17 protein-coding genes and 2 tRNA genes are annotated in these 21146 nt (G+C 58.0%); 18 read left to right on the top strand and 1 reads right to left on the bottom strand.

Annotated elements, in window-relative coordinates:
* Positions 1–20: 20 nt before the first annotated feature.
* The 7 genes from C1896_04915 (at position 21) to C1896_04945 (ending at position 9580) form a co-directional block, all read left to right on the top strand.
* Positions 21–1934 carry a molecular chaperone DnaK gene (locus tag C1896_04915; GenBank protein AZZ44304.1) on the top strand — a complete coding sequence of 638 codons (1914 nt, stop codon included), beginning with the start codon at positions 21–23 and terminating at the stop codon, positions 1932–1934.
* A gap of 171 nt (positions 1935–2105) precedes the next feature.
* The gene (gene dnaJ, locus C1896_04920; GenBank protein ID AZZ44305.1) at positions 2106–3233 is read left to right on the top strand and encodes a molecular chaperone DnaJ; all 1128 of its coding nucleotides are present in this window, start codon (positions 2106–2108) and stop codon (positions 3231–3233) included.
* Between the two features lie 77 nt (positions 3234–3310).
* Complete coding sequence (locus C1896_04925; GenBank protein AZZ44306.1) at positions 3311–4117, top strand: 4-hydroxy-tetrahydrodipicolinate reductase; 807 nt, start codon at positions 3311–3313, stop codon at positions 4115–4117.
* Between the two features lie 192 nt (positions 4118–4309).
* Positions 4310–5446 carry a carbamoyl-phosphate synthase small subunit gene (locus C1896_04930; GenBank protein AZZ44307.1) on the top strand — a complete coding sequence of 379 codons (1137 nt, stop codon included), beginning with the start codon at positions 4310–4312 and terminating at the stop codon, positions 5444–5446.
* Between the two features lie 30 nt (positions 5447–5476).
* Positions 5477–8698, top strand: coding sequence for a carbamoyl-phosphate synthase large subunit (gene carB, locus C1896_04935; protein AZZ44308.1), 3222 nt, complete (start codon positions 5477–5479; stop codon positions 8696–8698).
* Positions 8695–9171, top strand: coding sequence for a transcription elongation factor GreA (locus C1896_04940; GenBank protein ID AZZ44309.1), 477 nt, complete (start codon positions 8695–8697; stop codon positions 9169–9171). Before carB ends, C1896_04940 begins: the two co-directional genes overlap by 4 nt.
* Before the next feature lie 10 nt (positions 9172–9181).
* A complete protein-coding gene (locus C1896_04945; protein ID AZZ44310.1) occupies positions 9182–9580 on the top strand; it encodes a DUF4149 domain-containing protein in 399 nt (132 codons plus the stop codon).
* A gap of 24 nt (positions 9581–9604) precedes the next feature.
* Here C1896_04945 and C1896_04950 read toward each other — a convergent pair whose 3' ends face one another.
* Positions 9605–9916 (bottom strand): ribosome assembly RNA-binding protein YhbY, encoded by a 312-nt coding sequence (locus tag C1896_04950; protein ID AZZ44311.1) that lies wholly within the window; start codon positions 9914–9916, stop codon positions 9605–9607.
* Positions 9917–9997: 81 nt separating this feature from the next.
* Here C1896_04950 and C1896_04955 point away from each other — a divergent pair, with 81 nt between their 5' ends.
* The 11 genes from C1896_04955 (at position 9998) to C1896_05005 (ending at position 21078) form a co-directional block, all read left to right on the top strand.
* Entirely contained in the window at positions 9998–10648 is a 651-nt protein-coding gene (locus tag C1896_04955) for a 23S rRNA (uridine(2552)-2'-O)-methyltransferase RlmE (protein ID AZZ44312.1), read from the top strand.
* 191 nt (positions 10649–10839) lie between these two features.
* Positions 10840–12750: an ATP-dependent zinc metalloprotease FtsH gene (gene hflB / locus C1896_04960; GenBank protein AZZ44313.1), complete on the top strand. Its 1911-nt coding sequence runs from the start codon at positions 10840–10842 to the stop codon at positions 12748–12750.
* A gap of 16 nt (positions 12751–12766) precedes the next feature.
* Entirely contained in the window at positions 12767–13618 is an 852-nt protein-coding gene (gene folP / locus C1896_04965; GenBank protein ID AZZ44314.1) for a dihydropteroate synthase, read from the top strand.
* Positions 13619–13628: 10 nt separating this feature from the next.
* Positions 13629–14966 carry a phosphoglucosamine mutase gene (locus C1896_04970; protein AZZ44315.1) on the top strand — a complete coding sequence of 446 codons (1338 nt, stop codon included), beginning with the start codon at positions 13629–13631 and terminating at the stop codon, positions 14964–14966.
* Positions 14967–15032: 66 nt separating this feature from the next.
* On the top strand, positions 15033–15788 hold the full coding sequence (locus tag C1896_04975; protein ID AZZ44316.1) for a triose-phosphate isomerase: 756 nt from the start codon (positions 15033–15035) through the stop codon (positions 15786–15788).
* A gap of 4 nt (positions 15789–15792) precedes the next feature.
* Positions 15793–16176 carry a preprotein translocase subunit SecG gene (locus C1896_04980; protein AZZ44317.1) on the top strand — a complete coding sequence of 128 codons (384 nt, stop codon included), beginning with the start codon at positions 15793–15795 and terminating at the stop codon, positions 16174–16176.
* 7 nt (positions 16177–16183) lie between these two features.
* Positions 16184–16269 (top strand) — tRNA-Leu (locus C1896_04985).
* 91 nt (positions 16270–16360) lie between these two features.
* Positions 16361–16437, top strand: a tRNA-Met gene (locus C1896_04990).
* Between the two features lie 128 nt (positions 16438–16565).
* A complete protein-coding gene (locus C1896_04995) occupies positions 16566–17024 on the top strand; it encodes a ribosome maturation factor RimP (GenBank protein AZZ44318.1) in 459 nt (152 codons plus the stop codon).
* A 48-nt stretch (positions 17025–17072) separates the two neighbouring features.
* On the top strand, positions 17073–18554 hold the full coding sequence (gene nusA / locus C1896_05000) for a transcription termination/antitermination protein NusA (protein AZZ44319.1): 1482 nt from the start codon (positions 17073–17075) through the stop codon (positions 18552–18554).
* Positions 18555–18582: 28 nt separating this feature from the next.
* The gene (locus tag C1896_05005; GenBank protein AZZ44320.1) at positions 18583–21078 is read left to right on the top strand and encodes a translation initiation factor IF-2; all 2496 of its coding nucleotides are present in this window, start codon (positions 18583–18585) and stop codon (positions 21076–21078) included.
* Positions 21079–21146 lie beyond the last annotated feature (68 nt).

The raw sequence follows: 21146 nt of genomic DNA on the forward strand, positions 1-21146 counted from the left end.
CAAAGTTCGGAGAGAAGCACATGGGCAAAATTATCGGTATCGACCTGGGAACGACCAACTCCTGCGTCTCCATCCTGGAAAACGGCAAGGCCAAGGTGATTGAAAACGCCGAAGGCGGTCGCACCACCCCATCGATCATTGCTTATGCCAATGACGGTGAAATCCTGGTTGGCCAGTCGGCCAAGCGTCAGGCCGTGACCAACCCGCACAACACGCTGTATGCGGTTAAGCGACTGATTGGCCGTCGTTTCGACGAAGAGGTCGTGCAGAAAGATATCCAGATGGTCCCTTACAAGATCGTCAAGGCGGACAATAACGACGCCTGGGTTGAAGTGAGCGGTCAGAAGATGGCACCGCCGCAGATCTCTGCCGAGATCCTGAAGAAGATGAAGAAGACTGCCGAAGACTATCTCGGCGAGCCGGTTACCGAAGCAGTCATTACCGTGCCGGCCTACTTCAACGACAGTCAGCGTCAGGCGACCAAAGACGCTGGCCGCATCGCTGGTCTGGACGTCAAGCGCATCATCAACGAGCCGACAGCGGCTGCGTTGGCGTACGGCATGGACAAGGCCAGGGGCGACCACACGGTCATCGTTTATGACCTGGGTGGCGGTACCTTCGACGTATCGGTGATCGAGATCGCTGAAGTCGATGGCGAGCACCAGTTCGAAGTGTTGGCCACCAACGGCGACACCTTCCTCGGTGGTGAGGACTTCGACATTCGCCTGATCGACTATCTCGTCGACGAGTTCAAGAAAGAAAGCGGCATGAACCTCAAGGGTGACCCGCTGGCTATGCAGCGCCTGAAGGAAGCTGCCGAAAAGGCCAAGATCGAGCTGTCCTCCAGCCAGCAGACCGACGTCAACCTGCCTTACATCACCGCGGATTCGACCGGTCCTAAGCACCTGAACGTGAAGATCTCCCGTGCCAAGCTGGAAGCGCTGGTCGAGGATCTGGTGCAGCGCACTATCGAGCCTTGCCGTATGGCAATGAAAGATGCCGGTATCGACGTGGCCAAGATCGACGACGTGATCCTGGTCGGCGGTCAGACCCGTATGCCGCTGGTGCAGCAGAAGGTCGCCGAGTTCTTCGGCAAGGAAGCGCGCAAGGACGTGAACCCGGATGAAGCTGTCGCCATGGGCGCCGCGATTCAAGGGGCCGTGCTGGCGGGTGATGTGAAAGACGTACTGCTGCTCGACGTGTCGCCGCTGACCCTGGGCATCGAAACCATGGGCGGCGTGATGACTGCGCTGATCGAAAAGAACACCACCATTCCGACCAAGAAATCGCAGGTGTTCTCGACGGCCGATGACAACCAGGGCGCAGTGACCATCCATGTGCTGCAGGGTGAGCGCAAGCAGGCGTCGCAGAACAAGTCGCTGGGCCGCTTCGATCTGGCAGACATTCCGCCAGCTCCGCGTGGTGTTCCGCAGATCGAGGTGACATTTGACATTGATGCCAACGGCATCCTGCACGTGTCGGCGAAAGATAAGGCCACCGGCAAGCATCAGTCCATCGTGATTAAGGCCAACTCTGGTCTTTCCGAGGAGGAAATCGAGCAGATGGTGCGTGACGCCGAGGCCAATGCCGAAGAAGACCGCAAGTTCGAGGAGCTGGTGACCGTTCGCAACCAGGGCGATCAGCTGGTTCATGCGACCCGCAAGATGCTGACTGAAGCCGGCGACAAGGCCACCGAAGAAGATAAGGCCAATATCGAAAAAGCCATCGGCGAGCTGGAGGTTGCCATCAAGGGCGACGACAAGGCTGAGATCGAAGCCAAGATCGCGGCGGTCTCTCAGGCCTCCACACCCCTGGCGCAGAAGATGTATGCCGAGCAGCCTCAAGGCGGCGAAGGCGAACAGGGTGGCGACAGCGGACAGTCCGGTGACGACGTGGTCGATGCTGAGTTCGAAGAGGTCAAGGACAATAAGTAAGCCGCGGCTTATGACCTCCATGAGTGGAGAGAGCGCAGGGGCCTGCATTCTGGCCGCTGCCTTTTGCTCCAGCCCGATGCGGTGATGCCGCGACGGGTCTAATCGCCGCGCGGGGGCTTGCTCCCGCGTCGGCGTGTCTGGAGGGTACGAATTTGAAGGTTCAGGAAACTTATGGCCAAACGTGACTATTACGAAGTGCTGGGTGTCGAGCGCGGCGCCAGCGAGGCAGAGCTGAAAAAGGCTTATCGTCGCCTCGCAATGAAGCACCATCCGGATCGTAATCCCGGAGACAAAGCCGCCGAAGATGCATTCAAGGAAGCCAACGAGGCTTACGAGGTGCTGTCCGATGCGAGTAAGCGTCAGGCCTATGACCAATATGGTCATGCCGGTGTCGATCCGCAGATGGGGGCTGGCGCGGGCGCGGCGTACGGTAACGCCAACTTCTCCGATATCTTCGGCGACGTGTTCAGCGATTTCTTCGCTGGCGGACGGGGCAGTTCGCGTGGCGGTGCTCAGCGCGGCAGTGATCTACGCTACACCCTCGAACTGGATCTGGAAGAAGCTGTGCGGGGCACCACGGTTACCATTCGAGTGCCGACGCTTGTCGAGTGCAAGACCTGCGACGGTTCCGGCGCCAAGAAGGGCACCAGCCCGGTGACCTGTACCACCTGTGGCGGCATCGGCCAGGTGCGCATGCAACAAGGGTTCTTCTCGGTGCAGCAGACCTGCCCTCGCTGTCATGGCAGCGGCAAGATGATTTCCGATCCTTGCGGCAGCTGCCATGGACAAGGCCGCGTCGAAGAGCAGAAGACACTTTCAGTCAAGGTGCCGCCGGGCGTCGATACAGGTGACCGGATTCGTTTGACGGGTGAGGGCGAAGCGGGCGCTCAAGGCGGTCCGGCTGGGGATCTTTATGTGGTGGTCAACGTCCGCGAGCACCCGATCTTTCAGCGTGACGGCAAGCACCTGTTTTGCGAGGTGCCGATCAGTTTCGCTGATGCGGCGCTGGGCGGTGAGTTGGAAGTGCCCACCCTCGACGGGCGTGTGAAGTTGAAAATTCCGGAAGGCACTCAGACCGGTAAGCAGTTCCGTTTGCGTGGTAAGGGTGTCGCCCCTGTACGTGGCGGTGCCGCCGGCGATCTGCTATGCCGGGTGGCGGTGGAGACGCCGGTTAACCTGGGCAAGCGCCAGCGCGAAATACTCGACGAATTCCGCAAAACATTGCAGAGCGACAGCTCTCATTCGCCAAAAGCCAGCGGCTGGTTCGAAGGCGTGAAGCGATTTTTTGGCGATCTTTAACCCAGCGGCGAGCTGCAGGCGGCAGCCTTCCTGAAGGCGTCCTTGCAGCTTAAGGCTTGCAGCTTGGAGCTGTTTTTATGCGACGTATTGCAGTAACGGGCGCCGCGGGGCGTATGGGCAAGACGCTGGTCGAGGCTGTTCAGCAAACCGCTGGTGCTGCGGGCTTGACCGCGGCTATTGACCGGCCAGATAGCACCCTTGTGGGCGCTGATGCAGGCGAGCTGGCTGCTATCGGGCGGCTCGGCGTACCGCTGATCGGCGAGGTGGCGAAGGTCGTCGACGAGTTCGATGTGCTGATCGATTTTACTCATCCTTCGGTCACGCTGAAGAACCTTGAAGTGTGCCGACGCGCCGGCAAGGCAATGGTGATCGGCACCACTGGTTTCTCGGTTGCAGAGAAGGAAAAACTGGCTGCTGCAGCACAGGATATCCCCATCGTGTTTGCCGCGAATTTCAGCGTCGGCGTCAACTTGTGCCTGAAGCTGCTTGATACGGCTGCGCGCGTGCTGGGCGATGAGGTCGATATCGAAATCATCGAGGCACATCACCGCCACAAGGTCGACGCGCCATCGGGTACTGCGTTGCGCATGGGGGAGGTCGTTGCGCAGGCGCTTGGTCGCGATCTGCAGAAAGTTGCAGTTTATGGCCGCGAAGGGCAGACGGGTGCCCGTGCGCGGGAGACGATCGGTTTTGCCACCGTGCGTGCGGGCGACGTTGTGGGGGACCATACGGTTTTGTTCGCTGCTGAGGGCGAGCGAGTCGAGATCACCCATAAGGCGTCTAGCCGGATGACTTTCGCCAAAGGCGCGGTGCGTGCCGCGATGTGGCTGGAGCAGCAGCCTGCGGGGCTGTATGACATGCAGGATGTGCTTGGGTTGCGCTAATGAAGCGCTTCGCAGGGCGTTTTGGCTGATTGCGGCTGGACCTGAAAGGGCGGTTTCTGTAAGCTTCCCGTTTTAGTGTGTCCACTAAAAGTTGCGCAGAATGAATCAAATAAAAAGCGGGATGACCTTCACACGTCATCCCGCTTTTTTACAATCTGCGCTTGCTTCAGCCTTGATCTTTAGGGAGGTCTCTTGACTAAGCCAGCCATTCTCGCCCTTGCCGATGGCAGTATTTTTCGCGGCGAATCTATCGGCGCCGACGGCCAGACTATCGGTGAGGTGGTGTTCAATACCGCCATGACCGGCTATCAGGAAATCCTCACCGATCCTTCCTATGCCAAGCAAATCGTCACCCTGACCTACCCGCACGTTGGGAATACCGGCACAACCCCGGAAGACGCTGAATCCTGGAAGGTTTGGGCTGCCGGGCTGGTGATTCGCGACCTGCCTCTTATCGCGAGCAGCTGGCGCGACAAGCAGTCTCTGCCGGATTACCTCAAGGCCAACGGTACCGTGGCCATTGCTGGCATCGACACCCGCCGCCTGACCCGTATTCTGCGTGAGAAAGGCGCTCAGGATGGCTGCATCCTGGCGGGAGATGATGCAACCGAAGAGAAGGCGCTTGAGCTGGCGCGCAGCTTCCCCGGCCTCAAGGGCATGGACCTGGCCAAGGAGGTCAGCGTCAAGGAGCGCTACGAGTGGCGCTCGAGCGTCTGGTGCTTGGATAATGATGGTCATGCCGAGGTGCCTGCCAGCGAGCTGCCATACCATGTTGTCGCCTTCGACTATGGCGTGAAGTACAACATCCTGCGCATGCTGGTCGCGCGCGGCTGCCGTGTCACTGTATTGCCGGCCCAGTCACCGGCCAGCGATGCGCTCGCCCTAAATCCGGATGGCGTATTCCTCGCCAACGGCCCAGGCGACCCTGAACCCTGTGATTACGCGATCAAGGCCATTCAGGAAGTGCTTGAAACGGACATACCGGTATTCGGCATCTGCCTTGGTCACCAGCTGTTGGCCCTGGCCTCAGGCGCCAAGACGGTGAAAATGCCTAACGGTCACCATGGGGCCAACCATCCGGTACAGGACCTCGATACCGGCGTGGTGATGATCACCAGCCAGAACCATGGCTTTGCCGTGGACGAAGCCAGCCTGCCGAGCAATTTGCGAGCGACGCACAAGTCGCTGTTCGACGGCACGCTGCAAGGCATCGAGCGCACCGACAAGGTCGCCTTCAGTTTCCAGGGTCATCCTGAGGCTAGCCCGGGGCCGCATGATGTTGCGCCGTTGTTTGATCGCTTCATCGACGCTATGGCCAAGCGCCGCTAAGCCCGCCGAGCACAGAATTCGAGAGAGACCATGCCAAAACGTACAGACATCAAAAGCATTCTGATCCTCGGCGCTGGCCCGATCGTTATCGGCCAGGCGTGCGAGTTCGATTATTCCGGCGCGCAGGCGTGCAAGGCGCTGCGCGAAGAAGGGTTCCGGGTCATCCTGGTCAACTCCAACCCGGCGACCATCATGACCGACCCGGCCATGGCAGATGCGACCTACATCGAGCCGATCAAGTGGGCCACCGTCGCCAAGATTATCGAGAAGGAGCGGCCTGACGCGCTGCTGCCAACCATGGGCGGCCAGACAGCGCTGAACTGCGCGTTAGACCTGGAAAAGCACGGCATCCTGGAGAAGTTTGGCGTCGAGATGATCGGTGCCAACGCCGACACTATCGACAAGGCCGAAGACCGCTCACGCTTCGACAAAGCGATGAAGAACATTGGCCTGGCGTGCCCGGTTTCCGGCATCGCGCACAACATGGACGAAGCCTACGGCGTCCTCGAGAAAGTCGGCTTCCCCTGCATCATCCGCCCTTCGTTCACCATGGGTGGCACCGGCGGCGGTATCGCCTACAACCGTGAAGAGTTCGAGGAAATCTGTGCCCGCGGTCTCGACCTGTCGCCGACCAGCGAGCTGCTGATCGACGAGTCGCTGATCGGCTGGAAGGAATACGAGATGGAGGTAGTCCGCGACAAGAAGGACAACTGCATCATCGTCTGCGCCATCGAAAACTTCGATCCGATGGGTGTGCACACCGGTGACTCCATCACCGTCGCCCCGGCGCAAACCCTGACGGACAAGGAATATCAGATCCTGCGTAACGCATCCCTGGCGGTGCTGCGCGAGATCGGCGTGGAAACCGGCGGTTCCAACGTCCAGTTCGGCATCTGCCCGAACACCGGCCGCATGGTCGTGATCGAGATGAACCCGCGTGTTTCGCGTTCCTCGGCGCTGGCTTCGAAGGCCACCGGCTTCCCGATCGCCAAGATCGCGGCCAAGCTGGCTGTGGGCTACACCCTCGATGAGCTGCAGAACGACATCACTGGCGGTCGCACTCCGGCGTCCTTCGAGCCAGCCATCGATTACGTTGTGACGAAGATTCCGCGTTTTGCGTTTGAGAAATTCCCCAAGGCCGATGCGCGGCTGACCACCCAGATGAAATCTGTCGGTGAGGTCATGGCCATCGGTCGTACCTTCCAGGAATCGGTACAGAAGGCACTTCGCGGTCTCGAGGTGGGTGTATCCGGCTTCGATCCGAAGCTCGATCTGGCTGACCCGGAAAGCGAGGGCACGCTCAAGCGCGAGCTTACCGTGCCGGGCGCAGATCGCATCTGGTATCTGGCCGACGCTTTCCGCGCTGGAAAGTCGGTTGCTGAAGTCTTCGATCTGACACGGATCGATGAGTGGTTCCTGGTGCAGATCGAGGATCTGATCAAAGAGGAGGAACGGATCAAGACCATGGGCTTGTCCAGCATCGATCGCGATGTGATGTACAAGCTCAAGCGCAAGGGCTTTTCCGACGCGCGGCTGGCCAAGCTGCTCGGCGTGACCGAAAAGAACCTGCGGGCCCATCGCCACAAGCTCAAGGTGCTGCCGGTCTACAAGCGCGTTGACACCTGTGCCGCCGAATTCGCCACCGACACAGCCTACATGTACTCGACCTACGAGGAAGAGTGCGAGGCCAATCCGTCGAGTCGCGACAAGATCATGATTCTCGGTGGCGGACCGAACCGTATCGGTCAGGGCATCGAGTTCGACTACTGCTGCGTACATGCCGCGCTGGCGCTGCGTGACGATGGCTATGAAACCATCATGGTCAATTGCAATCCTGAGACCGTTTCCACTGACTACGACACGTCAGATCGTCTGTACTTCGAGCCGGTAACCCTGGAAGACGTATTAGAAATCGTCCGTGTTGAGCAGCCTAAGGGCGTGATCGTGCAGTATGGCGGTCAGACTCCGCTGAAGCTGGCTCGTGCTCTGGAAGAAGCGGGTGTGCCAATCATCGGTACCAGTCCTGACTCCATCGACCGAGCCGAAGATCGCGAGCGCTTCCAGCAGATGGTCGAGCGCCTGAACCTGCGCCAGCCACCAAACGCTACAGCCCGTAGCGAAGAAGAGGCTCTCGCCGCCTCGAAAGTGATCGGTTATCCGCTGGTGGTGCGTCCGTCTTATGTACTCGGCGGTAGGGCGATGGAAATTGTCTACCAAGAAGAAGAGCTCAAGCGCTACATGCGCGAAGCGGTGAAGGTGTCGAATGACAGTCCGGTGCTGCTCGATCACTTCCTTAACTGCGCTATCGAAGTTGATATCGACGCGGTGTGCGACGGCGAACACGTGGTTATTGGCGCGATCATGCAGCACATCGAGCAGGCTGGCGTACACTCGGGCGACTCTGCCTGTTCCTTGCCGCCTTACTCTTTGCCGCCGCATATCCAGGACGAGATCCGGGATCAGGTCAAAAAGATGGCCCTCGAGCTCGGTGTGGTCGGCTTGATGAACGTGCAAATGGCCGTTCAGGGTGAAGACATCTTCGTGATCGAAGTGAACCCGCGTGCGTCACGCACCGTTCCCTTTGTATCGAAGTGCATCGGCGTGTCGTTAGCAATGATTGCCGCACGCGTCATGGCCGGCAAAACACTGGCGGAAGCTGGCTTGACCGAAGAGATCATTCCGAACTTCTACAGTGTCAAGGAAGCGGTATTCCCCTTCGCCAAGTTCCCGGGTGTCGATCCGATTCTCGGCCCCGAAATGAAATCCACCGGTGAGGTGATGGGTGTCGGCGACAGCTTCGCCGAAGCTTTTGCCAAGGCACAGCTAGGTGCGAGTGAAATCCTGCCGAATAGTGGATGCGCCTTCATCAGCGTGCGTGACGACGACAAGCCGCACGTTGCACAGGTCGCTCGTGATCTCGTCGAATTGGGTTTTGAAGTGGTCGCAACTGCTGGCACCGCCAAGTTGATTGAGGCTGCCGGATTGCCGGTGCGCCGCGTCAATAAGGTAACCGAGGGTCGCCCGCACGTTGTCGACATGATCAAGAATGACGAGGTCACTCTGATCATCAATACTACCGAGGGGCGTCAGTCCATCGCCGACTCCTATTCAATCCGTCGTAACGCTCTGCAGCACAAGATCTGCTGCACCACCACCTTGGCTGGTGGGCAGGCGATCTGTGAGGCGCTGAAGTTCGGTCCCGAGAAGACTGTGCGTCGTTTGCAGGATCTTCATGCAGGAATCAAGGCATGACCAAATACCCAATGACTGTCCAGGGTGCGCGTGCCCTGGAAGAAGAGCTGCACCATCTCACCAAGGTGCTTCGCCCCAAGCTCAGTCACGACATCGGCGTGGCGCGCGAACTGGGCGACCTGAAGGAAAACGCCGAGTATCATGCCGCGCGCGAACAGCAGGGCATGGTCGAAGCGCGGATTCGTGATATCGAGGGGCGTCTGCAGAATGCCCAAGTCATCGATGTCAGCAGCATCCCGCACACCGGCAAAGTGATATTCGGTACGACCGTTGAGATTGCCAATGTCGAGACCGACGAGCGTGTCACCTACCAGATCGTGGGTGAAGACGAGGCGGAGATCAAGCTGGGCAAAATTTCGGTAGGCTCGCCTATAGCACGCGCTCTGATTGGCAAGGTGGAGGGTGACGTCGCTGTGGTGAAGACTCCGGGTGGGTTGGTCGAGTTTGAGATTGTCGAGGTTCGCCATCTCTAAGCGTCAATCGATGCGGGCCGGAACCATAAGCTGGCAGCTGGCTCAGACTTTCTGGGTCGGTGGTCTTTGGCTGCTGCAGTTTGTCATGCTTCCGGCGCTCGGCAAGATTGGCCTTGCGCCGATGCTTATTGACGAAATCGCGAATAGCCTTCGCCCATTGCTGGTGGGCTTCGCTGCATTCTGTGTCGTCCTTCAGGCCGTCGTGCTGATTCAGCTCGGCGGATTGCGAAGCCTGTGGGAAGATTTGCGCGGTCAGCTTTTGCTCAGCATATTGCTGCTGGCGGCGAGTTTTTTCGTGGTGCGTGCCGGTGTCGTCCAGTCTCCGTACTGGCTGGTGTTCAGTTATCTGGTTATCGGCATGTGCGGGCTGATTCTGGTGCTGCAGGCCGCTCCCGGACGGGAGCGGTAATGACTGGCGATGCTTGCGTCAGGCTTAGGCCTGAAAACGATGTACGTTGGATAGCAGCTTGTTCACGTTGGGGTTCTTGCGATAGACCAGCGCCATCTTGCCGATGGACTGGACCAGTTCGCAGCCTCCAATCTTGCATAGCTCATCGGTTACCGCACGCCGATCCTCACGCTCGGTGATCCGCAGCTGCACCTTGATCAGCTCATGATCGTTCAAGGCGCGCTCCAGTTCGGCCTGTACGCCTTCGGTCAAGCCGTTCTCCGATACGATCAACACTGGCTTCAGATGATGGCCGATGGATTTGTACTGTTTCTTCTGCTCGTTAGTGAGCGGCATAATTCGACCCTTGCGTCAGAACCCTGAAAATGGCGGCTAGTGTAACTGACACGCTCTGAGCCGCACAGATGAGGTAACAGCTTGGCACGCTCCAAGACCAGCCCGCGTTGGCTGAAAGAACATTTTGATGACCCCTATGTGAAGATGGCGCAGCGCGACGGCTATCGTTCTCGGGCCAGCTACAAGCTTCTCGAAATACAGGAAAAGGATCGTATTCTGCGGCCAGGCATGACGGTGGTCGATCTCGGTGCGGCGCCGGGAGGCTGGTCGCAGGTTACCAGTCGAGTGATCGGTGATCGCGGGCGGCTGATCGCTTCCGATATTCTGCCCATGGACAGCATCGCGGACGTTACCTTTGTGCTCGGTGACTTTACTGAAGACCAGGTGTTCGCCGAGATCCTTCAGGCCATCGGTGAAACCCAAGTGGACCTTGTGATTTCCGATATGGCCCCCAATATGAGTGGGGTGAAGGTCGCTGACCAGGCGCGAGCGATGTTTCTTTGCGAGCTTGCGCTGGATCTGGCCATGCGAGTGTTGCGCCCAGGTGGCGATTTTCTGATCAAGATTTTTCAGGGGGATGGTTTCGATGCCTACCTGAAGGATGTCAGACAGAATTTCGACAAGGTACAGATGCGCAAACCCTTGTCCTCAAGGGATCGCTCCCGGGAACAGTATCTGCTGGCGCGCGGTTATCGGGGTGATGGCAACGAGATGCAAGCGCTGCGGTCTTAACCGCACGGGGACTGAGACTGTTCTGGCACATGCCAGCCGTGAAATTACGGGCTAGCATGTTTCATATCGGGTTACAGACCGAGCTGCGTGTTCAGCTACGTTGTGTAGTAAGTTAGGCCGAGAGCGAACCATCGGCCGTCATGCAGGCTCCCGACAATACGCCTGCTCTAGAGGGTAGTGAATTGAACGACATGGCAAAAAACCTGATTTTGTGGTTGATCATTGCCGCTGTCCTAGTGACGGTGATGAACAACTTTTCCAGCCCTACCGAGCCGCAGACGCTCAACTATTCGGATTTCATCGAGCAGGTCAAAGAAGGCCAAGTCGAGCGCGTGACCGTTGACGGTTTCGTCATTACCGGAAAGCGCAGTGACGGCGAGACCTTTAAAACCATTCGGCCTGCCATTCAGGACAATGGTCTGATCGGTGACCTCATCAACAACGATGTGGTGATCGAAGGCAAACAGCCCGAGCAGCAGAGCATCTGGACGCAGCTATTGGTGGCGAGCTTCCCGATTCTAGTGATCATTGCTGTCTTCATGTTTTTCATGCGTCAGATGCAAGGCGGCGCTGGCGGCAAGGGTGGTCCGATGAGCTTTGGCAAGAGCAAGGCTCGGCTATTGTCTGAAGACCAGGTCAAGACGACGTTCGCTGATGTTGCGGGTTGTGACGAGGCCAAGGAAGAAGTTACCGAGTTGGTCGAGTTCCTGCGTGATCCAGGCAAGTTTCAACGGCTCGGGGGGCGTATTCCACGCGGTGTGCTGATGGTCGGTTCACCGGGTACTGGTAAGACGCTGTTGGCTAAAGCGGTTGCAGGTGAGGCCAAGGTTCCATTCTTTACGATCTCCGGTTCCGATTTCGTTGAGATGTTCGTTGGTGTGGGCGCCAGCCGCGTGCGCGACATGTTTGAGCAAGCCAAGAAGCACGCACCGTGCATCATTTTCATCGACGAGATTGACGCCGTCGGGCGCCATCGCGGTGCAGGTCTCGGTGGCGGTCACGACGAGCGGGAGCAGACGCTGAACCAGTTGCTGGTCGAAATGGACGGTTTCGAAATGAATGACGGCATCATCGTCATTGCTGCCACTAACCGTCCGGATGTCCTCGATCCTGCCCTGCTTCGCCCCGGCCGTTTCGATCGTCAGGTGGTTGTTGGACTGCCCGATATTCGTGGTCGCGAACAGATCCTGAAAGTACATATGCGCAAGGTTCCGCTTGGCGACAGTGTCGAGCCGGCTTTGATTGCGCGTGGAACTCCTGGTTTTTCAGGCGCCGACTTGGCCAATCTTGTCAACGAAGCATCGTTGTTTGCTGCGCGCGCCGGTAAACGTGTGGTTGAAATGAAAGAGTTCGAGCTGGCCAAGGACAAGATCATGATGGGCGCTGAGCGCAAGTCGATGGTCATGTCCGAGAAGGAGCGGCTCAATACGGCCTACCACGAGGCGGGTCACGCCATCGTTGGACGCGTCGTTCCGGAGCACGATCCGGTCTATAAGGTATCGATCATTCCCCGCGGCAGAGCATTGGGAGTGACGATGTTCCTGCCTGAGGAAGACCGCTACAGCCTTTCCAAGCGCGCCTTGATCAGTCAGATCTGTTCGCTATTCGGGGGACGGATCGCAGAGGAAATGACGCTCGGCTTTGAAGGTGTTACGACCGGCGCGTCCAATGACATCATGCGCGCTACCCAGCTGGCTCGTAACATGGTTACCAAGTGGGGGTTGTCCGAAAAGTTGGGCCCGCTGATGTACGCGGAGGAGGAGGGTGAAGTTTTCCTTGGTCGCAGTGCGGGTAGTCAGCACACAAATGTGTCCGGTGACACTGCGAAGCTGATCGATCTCGAGGTTCGTAGCATCATTGATCAATGCTATGGCACAGCGAAACAGATTCTCGCCGACAACCGTGACAAGCTTGATGTTATGGCTGAGACGCTGATGAAGTACGAGACCATCGACGCTGATCAGATTGATGACATCATGGCTGGTCGGACTCCGCGCGAGCCGCGGGACTGGCAGGACGGCTCCGGCCCAACCGGAACGCCCGTTCAGCCTGAAAGCGGCCGCCCACAGACACCGATTGGTGGCCCAGCTGGCGAGCACTAAGCTAAGGCTGAGTTAGATGAGTGAAAAGTCGTTCTCGACCCGGCTGTCCTGTGGCAGCCGGGTTCTTGATTTATCGCGCCCGCATGTCATGGGTATTCTGAACGTTACACCCGATTCGTTCTCCGATGGAGGCCAGCATGCTAGTGTCGATGCTGCGCTGCGGCACGCCGCCGCAATGGTGGTGGCGGGTGCGACGTTGATCGACGTAGGTGGGGAGTCGACTCGCCCGGGTGCAAGCATTGTTTCGCCAATCGAAGAGCTTGAGCGTGTTGCGCCTGTGGTAGAGGCGATTGCCCGTGAGCTTGACGTGATTATTTCGGTGGACACCTCGACACCTGCCGTGATTCGCGAGACGGCCCGACTTGGTGCGGGTCTAATCAATGATGTCCGTTCGTTGTCTCGTGATGGGGCCCTGGATGCGGCAGCAGACAGCGGACTGCCGGTGTGCCTGATGCATATGCGGGGTGAGCCTGGTGATATGCAGAACGATCCTCGCTATGACGATGTCACCAGCGAGGTCGTGAGCTTCTTGCGTGGGCGTATGGAGGTTTGCTTGGCTGCAGGCATCCCTGACGACCGGATTGTGCTCGATCCGGGGTTCGGCTTCGCTAAGACCCTCTCTCATAATCTGCATCTGTTCAACAGGCTCGAACAACTCCATGTGTTGGGGCGGCCATTGCTTGTTGGCGTTTCCCGCAAGAGTATGGTCGGCCAAGTTTTGCAGCGCGACGTGGCGCACCGTCTATATGGAAGTTTGGCGCTTGCAGCGCTGGCTGTTGTGAAGGGGGCTGGCATCCTTCGGGTGCATGACGTGGCCGAAACGGTTGATGTGGTTCGAATGATTGCCGCAGTGCAAGCGGCAGAATAGGGATTAATTCATGGGTAGAAAGTACTTCGGCACCGATGGCATTCGGGGTCATGTCGGCCAATTTCCGATCACGCCGGAATTTATGCTGAGGCTTGGTTGGGCGGCGGGTATGGCATTTCGTAAGCACGGGAAATGTCGCATTCTGATCGGCAAAGACACGCGGATATCCGGATACATGTTCGAATCGGCGCTGCAGGCTGGGCTGTCTGCCGCAGGCGCCGATGTATTGCTTTTGGGGCCCATGCCTACCCCGGCAGTTGCGTATCTAACGCGCACCTTCCATGCCGATGCCGGCATCGTAATTAGTGCCTCGCATAATCCCCATCACGATAATGGGATCAAGTTCTTCTCCGGGCGCGGAACGAAACTGCCTGATGAAGTTGAGCTGATGATCGAGGAGCTGCTCGACGCGCCGATGACGGTGGTTGATTCGGTGCAGCTCGGTAAAGCTTCGCGGATTAACGATGCAGCGGGGCGCTATATCGAATTCTGTAAAAGCAGCGTGCCGACCAGTACCGATTTCAGCGGTATGAAGATCGTGCTCGATTGCGCTCACGGAGCTACTTACAAGGTGGCGCCTAGTGTCTTCCGAGAACTTGGTGCCGAAGTGGTGGTTATCGCTGCTCAGCCAGATGGGTTGAATATCAACGCTGATGTAGGGTCCACTCATGTAGCGCAGTTGCAGAGGGCGGTGATCGAGCAGGGTGCAGACCTTGGTATCGCCTTCGATGGTGACGGCGACCGCGTGATGATGGTCGATCATACCGGGGCCCAAGTAGATGGTGATGAGCTGCTTTACATCATCGCCACTGACCTGCAGGACCGCGACCGCCTAGTAGGTGGTGTTGTCGGAACTTTGATGAGCAACCTTGGTTTGGAGCTGGCGCTCAAGGCGCGTGATATCCCCTTCATTCGCGCCAAAGTCGGGGATCGTTATGTGATGGCGGAGATGCTTGAGCGCGACTGGGTGCTCGGTGGCGAAAACTCAGGTCACATTGTCTGCGCGCAGCATGCCACCACGGGTGATGCCATTATCGCCGCGCTCCAGGTTGTGCTCGCTTTGAAACGCCGCGGGTGCAGCCTGGCACAGGAGCGTCTGGCTTGGAGTAAATGCCCCCAGGTGTTGATAAACGTTCGGTTCCGCGGTGATATGGATCCGATTGCTCATCCTCAGGTTCAGGCAGTCTGTGACAGTGTTACCGAACGGATGGCAGGGCGGGGGCGCGTGCTGTTGCGCAAGTCCGGGACCGAGCCTTTGGTGCGGGTGATGGTCGAAGGCGATGATGAAAGTCAGGTTCGCTGTTACGCTGAGGAACTGGCGAACGCTGTAACGCAAGTTTGTGCGTGATTGCCGCTTGCCAGAGGTGTTTTCGTTGAGTACCATCTGCGCCCACTTTGACCGACGAGGTAAAGCATGCGTCGCCCATTGGTAGCTGGTAACTGGAAAATGAACGGTACCCGCGCCAGCGTCGCAGAGCTGATCGAGGCGCTTCGCCAGCAGGGCATTCCTGAAATGGTCGAGGTGGTGGTGTTTCCGACCACTCTGCACCTGATGCAGGTTGTGAGTGGCCTGGAAGGCATGGCAATCGCCGTAGGTGCTCAGGACTGTGCGGTGGATGCTGGCTTTGGTGCATTGACGGGCGAGGAGTCCGCCTCCCAGCTGGCTGACGCGGGTTCCAGTTGGGTGTTGGTTGGCCACTCTGAGCGGCGCCTGATTTTGGGCGAAAGTGACGAGGTGGTAAGCAAAAAGTTTGCAGCGGCATTGGCGTGTGGCATGACGCCGGTGCTGTGTCTGGGCGAGACGCTGGAGCAGCGTCAGGCTGGGCAGACTCTTGAAGTGGTTGAGCGTCAGCTGGCTTGCATTTTGGCTGATGCCGGGGTTTCCGCTTTTGAGAGGGCGGTTGTGGCGTACGAGCCGGTCTGGGCGATAGGTACCGGGCTGACAGCGACGCCGCAACAGGCTCAGGAAGTACATTCGGCTATTCGAGAGCAGCTGTCCCGTGAGGATCAACGTATCGCCGAAGGCGTGCGGCTCCTGTACGGTGGCAGTGTAAAGGCGGAAAATGCTGCCGAGCTTTTTGGCATGCCGGATATCGATGGGGGGCTTATCGGTGGCGCCTCTCTGAAAGCGAATGATTTCGGTGCGATCTGTCGTGCCGCAGGGAACTGATCAGATGTTGCAAACTGTTGTGATTGTGGTGCATCTGCTGGTTGCCATTGGCGTGGTTGCGTTGGTGTTGCTGCAGCAAGGTAAGGGGGCTGACGCAGGTGCGTCCTTTGGTTCGGGTGCTTCGGCAACTGTGTTCGGAAGCCAAGGTTCTTCTACCTTTCTGAGTCGTTTTACTGCTATACTTGCCTGCGTTTTTTTCGCTACAAGCTTGGGTTTGGCGTTTTTTGCAACGCGCCAGGCTGATCAAGTCTCGGGCGCAGGCCTGCCGGATCCGGCAGTGCTGGAAGTTCCGTCGAGCAAGCTGGTAGTGGAAGATGTGCCTGTTCTGGAAAGTGCTCCGTCCGCGCCTGTTGCAGATGAAGTGCCTCAGCTGCAGGAGCAAGACTAAGGTTTTTGCCGAGGTGGTGGAATTGGTAGACACGCTACCTTGAGGTGGTAGTGGCCATAGGCTGTAGGGGTTCGAGTCCCCTCCTCGGTACCAAACAAGCAGGCCCGCAGATGCGGGCTTTCTTGTTTTTAGTGTTTAGGTTGACCTGGTTTTGGTGCGGTCGTATAATTCGTGCCCAGTTTGACGCGGGGTGGAGCAGTCTGGTAGCTCGTCGGGCTCATAACCCGAAGGTCGTTGGTTCAAATCCAGCCCCCGCAACCAGTTGATGAAAAGCCCCTGTTAAGGGGCTTTTTATTAGCTTCAAGCCAGGTCGCCGGCATTCACAGGCGATCATCATGGATGGGCGTTTCGCCCATTTTTCATTTGTACGGCATGCACGAGGGACTTCGATGTCGAGCAAGCTAGAACAGTTGCAGGCCTTGATGGCCCCAGTGGTAGAGGCCCTCGGCTATCAATGCTGGGGCATCGAATTCATTTCACAGGGCCGGCATTCTCTGCTGCGCGTCTATATCGATAATCCCAACGGGATACTTGTCGATGACTGCGAAAAGGTTAGCCGTCAACTGAGTGGTGTGCTCGACGTTGAAGACCCGATCAGCTCCGATTACACGCTTGAAGTGTCTTCACCTGGTATGGATCGGCCGCTGTTCACACTTGAGCAGTACGAGGCGCACGTCGGCGAACAGGTCAAAATAAAGCTGCGCTCGCCCTTCGAGGGTCGGCGCAATTTCCAAGGTCTTTTGCGCGGGATCGAGGCACAGGATGTGGTGGTGCTGGTCGACGATCACGAATATCTGCTGCCAATCGATATGATCGACAAGGCCAACATAATTCCCCGTTTTGAGTGAATCGCGGATCCCGCGGACCCCAATGGATTGCGATAGGCGAGGCGTACGATGAGCAAAGAAGTACTGCTGGTTGTGGAGTCGGTATCCAACGAAAAAGGCGTACCGGCCAGTGTGATCTTCGAAGCGTTGGAGCTGGCTCTGGCCACTGCTACCAAGAAGCGCTTCGAAGATGAAGTTGACCTGCGGGTCGAGATTAATCGGCAGAACGGTAGCTATGAAACCTTCCGCCGCTGGACAGTGGTTGAGGAAGAGGATTTCGACGATCCGGCCCATCAGCTGACCACGGACATGAAGCAGGCACAAGAAGCCAACGCCAAGGTTGGTGATGTGCTCGAAGAAAAGATCGACTCCATCGAGTTTGGCCGGATCGCTGCTCAGACCGCCAAGCAAGTCATCGTGCAGAAAGTCCGCGAGGCTGAGCGCGCCCAGGTCGTCGAGGCTTATCGCGATCGGCTCGGCGAGATCATTTCCGGCACTGTGAAGAAAGTGACCCGTGACAGCGTGATCGTTGATCTGGGTAACAATGCCGAAGCACTGCTGGCTCGGGAAGATATCATCGCTCGCGAAACCTTCCGCGTTGGTGCCCGAGTGCGTGCGCTGCTCAAAGAAATTCGCACCGAGAACCGCGGACCGCAATTGATTCTTTCGCGTACGGCGCCGCAGATGCTCATCGAGCTTTTCCGCATTGAAGTGCCTGAAATTGCGGAAGGCCTGATCGAGGTAATGGCCGCCTCACGTGATCCGGGCTCTCGCGCCAAGATAGCAGTGCGCTCGAAAGACAAGCGGATCGATCCGCAGGGCGCCTGTATTGGTATGCGCGGTTCGCGCGTACAGGCCGTCTCTGGGGAGATTGGCGGTGAGCGTGTCGACATCGTGCTATGGGACGAGAACCCTGCACAATTCGTCATCAATGCAATGGCCCCTGCTGAAGTAGCTGCCATCATCGTCGACGAAGATGCCCACGCCATGGATATCGCGGTTGGCGAAGACAACTTGGCTCAAGCCATCGGTCGTGGTGGTCAGAATGTTCGCCTCGCCAGTCAATTGACCGGCTGGACGCTGAATGTGATGACCGAGGCAGACATCCAGAGCAAGCAGCAAGAAGAAACCGGCGACATTCTGCGCAACTTCATCGAAGAGCTGGACGTCGATGAAGAGCTGGCACAAGTACTGGTCGAGGAAGGTTTCACTTCGCTCGAAGAGATCGCCTACGTTCCAATGGAGGAAATGCTCGGCATTGAAGGCTTCGACGAAGATATCGTCAATGAGCTGAGAACCCGCGCTAAAGATCGTTTACTGACTAAAGCGATCGCAACGGAAGAAAAACTGGCAGACGCCCAGCCAGCCGAGGATTTGCTCGCGTTGGAAGGCATGGACAAGACACTGGCGGTCGAGTTGGCAATGCGAGGTGTTATCACCCGCGAAGACCTGGCCGAGCAGTCAATTGACGACCTGCTCGACATAGACGGCATAGATCAAGAGCGTGCCGGCAAGCTGATCATGGCCGCCCGAGCCCATTGGTTCGAGTAAGTAATTAGCGGCCTGAGGAGAGAGATGCATGACGCAAGTCACGGTGAAAGAACTGGCCCAGGTGGTCGACACACCGGTCGAGCGACTGCTACAGCAGATGCGTGAGGCAGGACTGTCGCACACCAGCGCCGAGCAAGTAGTGACCGATAACGAAAAGCAAGCCCTGTTGGCGCACCTCAAGAGCAGCCATGGGGCCAAAGTGGCTGAGCCAAGCAAGATCACCTTGCAGCGCAAAACCACGACCAAGTTGAAAGTGAGTAACAGCAAGACCATCAGCGTTGAAGTGCGCAAGAAGAAAACCTTCGTCAAGCGCAGCCCTGATGAGATCGAAGCTGAGAAGCAGCGCGAGCTCGAAGAGCAGCGCGCCGCCGAGGAAGCTGCTCGTCAAAAGGCGGCAGAAGAAGCACGGCAGCGGGCCGAGGAAGAAGCGCGCCGTCAGGCTGAGTCTTCCAAGACTGAAACGCCAGCCGCCGCCTCTCCCGAGCCTGTCGCAGCTGTCGCGCCTGAGTCCGTACCGGTTACGCCTACTGCTCCTGTTGAGGATCGCAAGAAGGATGAGCCACGTCGTCCGGACAAGGCCCGTAGTGAAGACGACGAACGTCGTGATCGCAAGCAGGCTCAACATCGTCCTTCGTTGAAAGCAAAGGCGCCGCTGTCGCGTACTGCGCGTAGTGGCGAAGACGACGCTGACGGCTTCCGTCGCGGTGGGCGTGGCAAATCGAAGCTGAAGAAGCGCAACGCGCATGGCTTCCAGAGCCCGACCGGCCCGGTCATTCGTGAAGTTGCCATTGGTGAAACCATCACTGTTGGCGATTTGGCGCAGCAGATGTCGGTCAAGGCCGCCGAAGTCATCAAGTTCATGTTCAAGATGGGTACCCCGGTGACCATCAACCAGGTGCTTGATCAGGAAACCGCACAGCTGATCGCAGAAGAGCTCGGCCACAAGGTCAAGCTGGTCAGCGACAACGCGCTTGAAGAGCAGCTGGCTGAGCTGTTGAAATTCGAAGGTGAGGCGATTACACGTGCTCCGGTTGTGACCGTTATGGGTCACGTCGACCACGGTAAGACGTCGCTGCTCGACTACATTCGTCGCGCCAAGGTGGCTGCTGGCGAAGCGGGCGGTATCACGCAGCACATCGGCGCCTACCATGTGGAAACGGATCGCGGCATGGTCACCTTCCTCGACACCCCTGGCCACGCCGCGTTTACCGCGATGCGTGCTCGTGGTGCACAAGCGACCGATATCGTGATCCTTGTGGTAGCAGCCGATGACGGCGTGATGCCGCAGACCATCGAGGCGATCCAGCATGCTAAGGCTGCTGGTGTTCCGCTGGTGGTTGCGGTGAACAAGATCGACAAGCCTGGCGCCGATCTCGATCGGATTCGTAGCGAGTTGTCTGTTCACGAAGTAACGTCGGAAGAATGGGGCGGTGATACGCCGTTCGTGTCGGTATCCGCGAAGATGGGTACTGGCGTGGATGACCTGCTCGAGGCGGTGCTGCTGCAGGCCGAGATCCTCGAACTCACCGCTACCCCGTCGGCTCCAGGTCGTGGTGTTGTGGTCGAGTCGCGTTTGGATAAAGGCCGCGGCCCAGTTGCTACCGTTCTGGTTCAGGACGGTACTCTACGCCAGGGCGATATGGTGCTTGTCGGGTCGAACTACGGCCGTATCCGCGCCATGCTCGATGAGAACGGCAAATCGATCAAGGAAGCAGGACCGTCGATTCCGGTCGAGATTCTTGGCCTCGACGGTACACCGGACGCAGGTGACGAACTCAGCGTGCTCTCTGACGAGAAGAAGGCGCGTGAAGTGGCCTTGTTCCGTCAGGGCAAGTTCCGCGAAGTGAAGCTGGCCCGTGCGCATGCCGGTAAGCTGGAAAACATCTTCGAGAACATGGGTCAGGAAGAAAAGAAGACGCTTAACATCGTCCTCAAATCCGATGTTCGTGGATCGTTGGAAGCGCTGCAGGGTTCGCTTAGCGGCCTGGGTAACGACGAGGTGCAGGTTCGTGTCATTGGTGGCGGTGTCGGTGGTATCACCGAGAGCGACGCCAACCTGGCGCTGGCATCCAACGCTGTTCTGTTTGGCTTCAACGTGCGTGCCGACGCCGGTGCGCGCAAGATCGTTGAGCAGGAAGGTCTGGATCTGCGTTACTACAACGTTATCTACGACATCATAGAAGACGTCAAAAAGGCCCTGACCGGCATGCTGGGCAGCGATGTTCGCGAGAACATTCTCGGTATTGCAGAGGTTCGGGACGTGTTCCGCTCACCGAAGTTTGGTGCCGTGGCTGGTTGCATGGTCATCGAAGGCATGGTGCACCGCAATCGTCCGATCCGCGTCCTGCGCGACGATGTGGTCATCTTCGAAGGCGAGCTGGAATCCCTGCGTCGCTTCAAGGACGACGTTGCGGAAGTGCGTGCCGGCATGGAGTGCGGTATCGCGGTGAAGAGTTACAACGACGTCAAAGCTGGCGACAAGATCGAAGTGTTCGAGAAAGTCGAAGTGGCGCGTTCGCTCTAACAGCAGCTGTTAGGCAAATCGGCGGCAAGCTTTCAGGAGAGATCCGGGAAGCTTGCCGTTTGCCTTTG

The organism is Pseudomonadaceae bacterium SI-3 (assembly GCA_004010935.1).
In the GTDB taxonomy this organism is placed as follows: Bacteria; Pseudomonadota; Gammaproteobacteria; order Pseudomonadales; family Pseudomonadaceae; genus Stutzerimonas.

Excerpts from the sequence above, each read along its gene's own strand:
- folP (AZZ44314.1), top strand. The coding sequence starts at position 12,767 with ATGAGTGAAAAGTCGTTCTCGACCCGGCTGTCCTGTGGCAGCCGGGTT.
- C1896_04940 (AZZ44309.1), top strand. The coding sequence starts at position 8,695 with ATGACCAAATACCCAATGACTGTCCAGGGTGCGCGTGCCCTGGAAGAA.
- C1896_05005 (AZZ44320.1), top strand. The coding sequence starts at position 18,583 with ATGACGCAAGTCACGGTGAAAGAACTGGCCCAGGTGGTCGACACACCG.
- nusA (AZZ44319.1), top strand. The coding sequence starts at position 17,073 with ATGAGCAAAGAAGTACTGCTGGTTGTGGAGTCGGTATCCAACGAAAAA.
- hflB (AZZ44313.1), top strand. The coding sequence starts at position 10,840 with ATGGCAAAAAACCTGATTTTGTGGTTGATCATTGCCGCTGTCCTAGTG.
- C1896_04975 (AZZ44316.1), top strand. The coding sequence starts at position 15,033 with ATGCGTCGCCCATTGGTAGCTGGTAACTGGAAAATGAACGGTACCCGC.
- dnaJ (AZZ44305.1), top strand. The coding sequence starts at position 2,106 with ATGGCCAAACGTGACTATTACGAAGTGCTGGGTGTCGAGCGCGGCGCC.
- C1896_04970 (AZZ44315.1), top strand. The coding sequence starts at position 13,629 with ATGGGTAGAAAGTACTTCGGCACCGATGGCATTCGGGGTCATGTCGGC.
- C1896_04995 (AZZ44318.1), top strand. The coding sequence starts at position 16,566 with ATGTCGAGCAAGCTAGAACAGTTGCAGGCCTTGATGGCCCCAGTGGTA.
- C1896_04915 (AZZ44304.1), top strand. The coding sequence starts at position 21 with ATGGGCAAAATTATCGGTATCGACCTGGGAACGACCAACTCCTGCGTC.
- C1896_04980 (AZZ44317.1), top strand. The coding sequence starts at position 15,793 with ATGTTGCAAACTGTTGTGATTGTGGTGCATCTGCTGGTTGCCATTGGC.
- C1896_04950 (AZZ44311.1), bottom strand. The coding sequence starts at position 9,916 with ATGCCGCTCACTAACGAGCAGAAGAAACAGTACAAATCCATCGGCCAT.
- carB (AZZ44308.1), top strand. The coding sequence starts at position 5,477 with ATGCCAAAACGTACAGACATCAAAAGCATTCTGATCCTCGGCGCTGGC.
- C1896_04925 (AZZ44306.1), top strand. The coding sequence starts at position 3,311 with ATGCGACGTATTGCAGTAACGGGCGCCGCGGGGCGTATGGGCAAGACG.
- C1896_04945 (AZZ44310.1), top strand. The coding sequence starts at position 9,182 with ATGCGGGCCGGAACCATAAGCTGGCAGCTGGCTCAGACTTTCTGGGTC.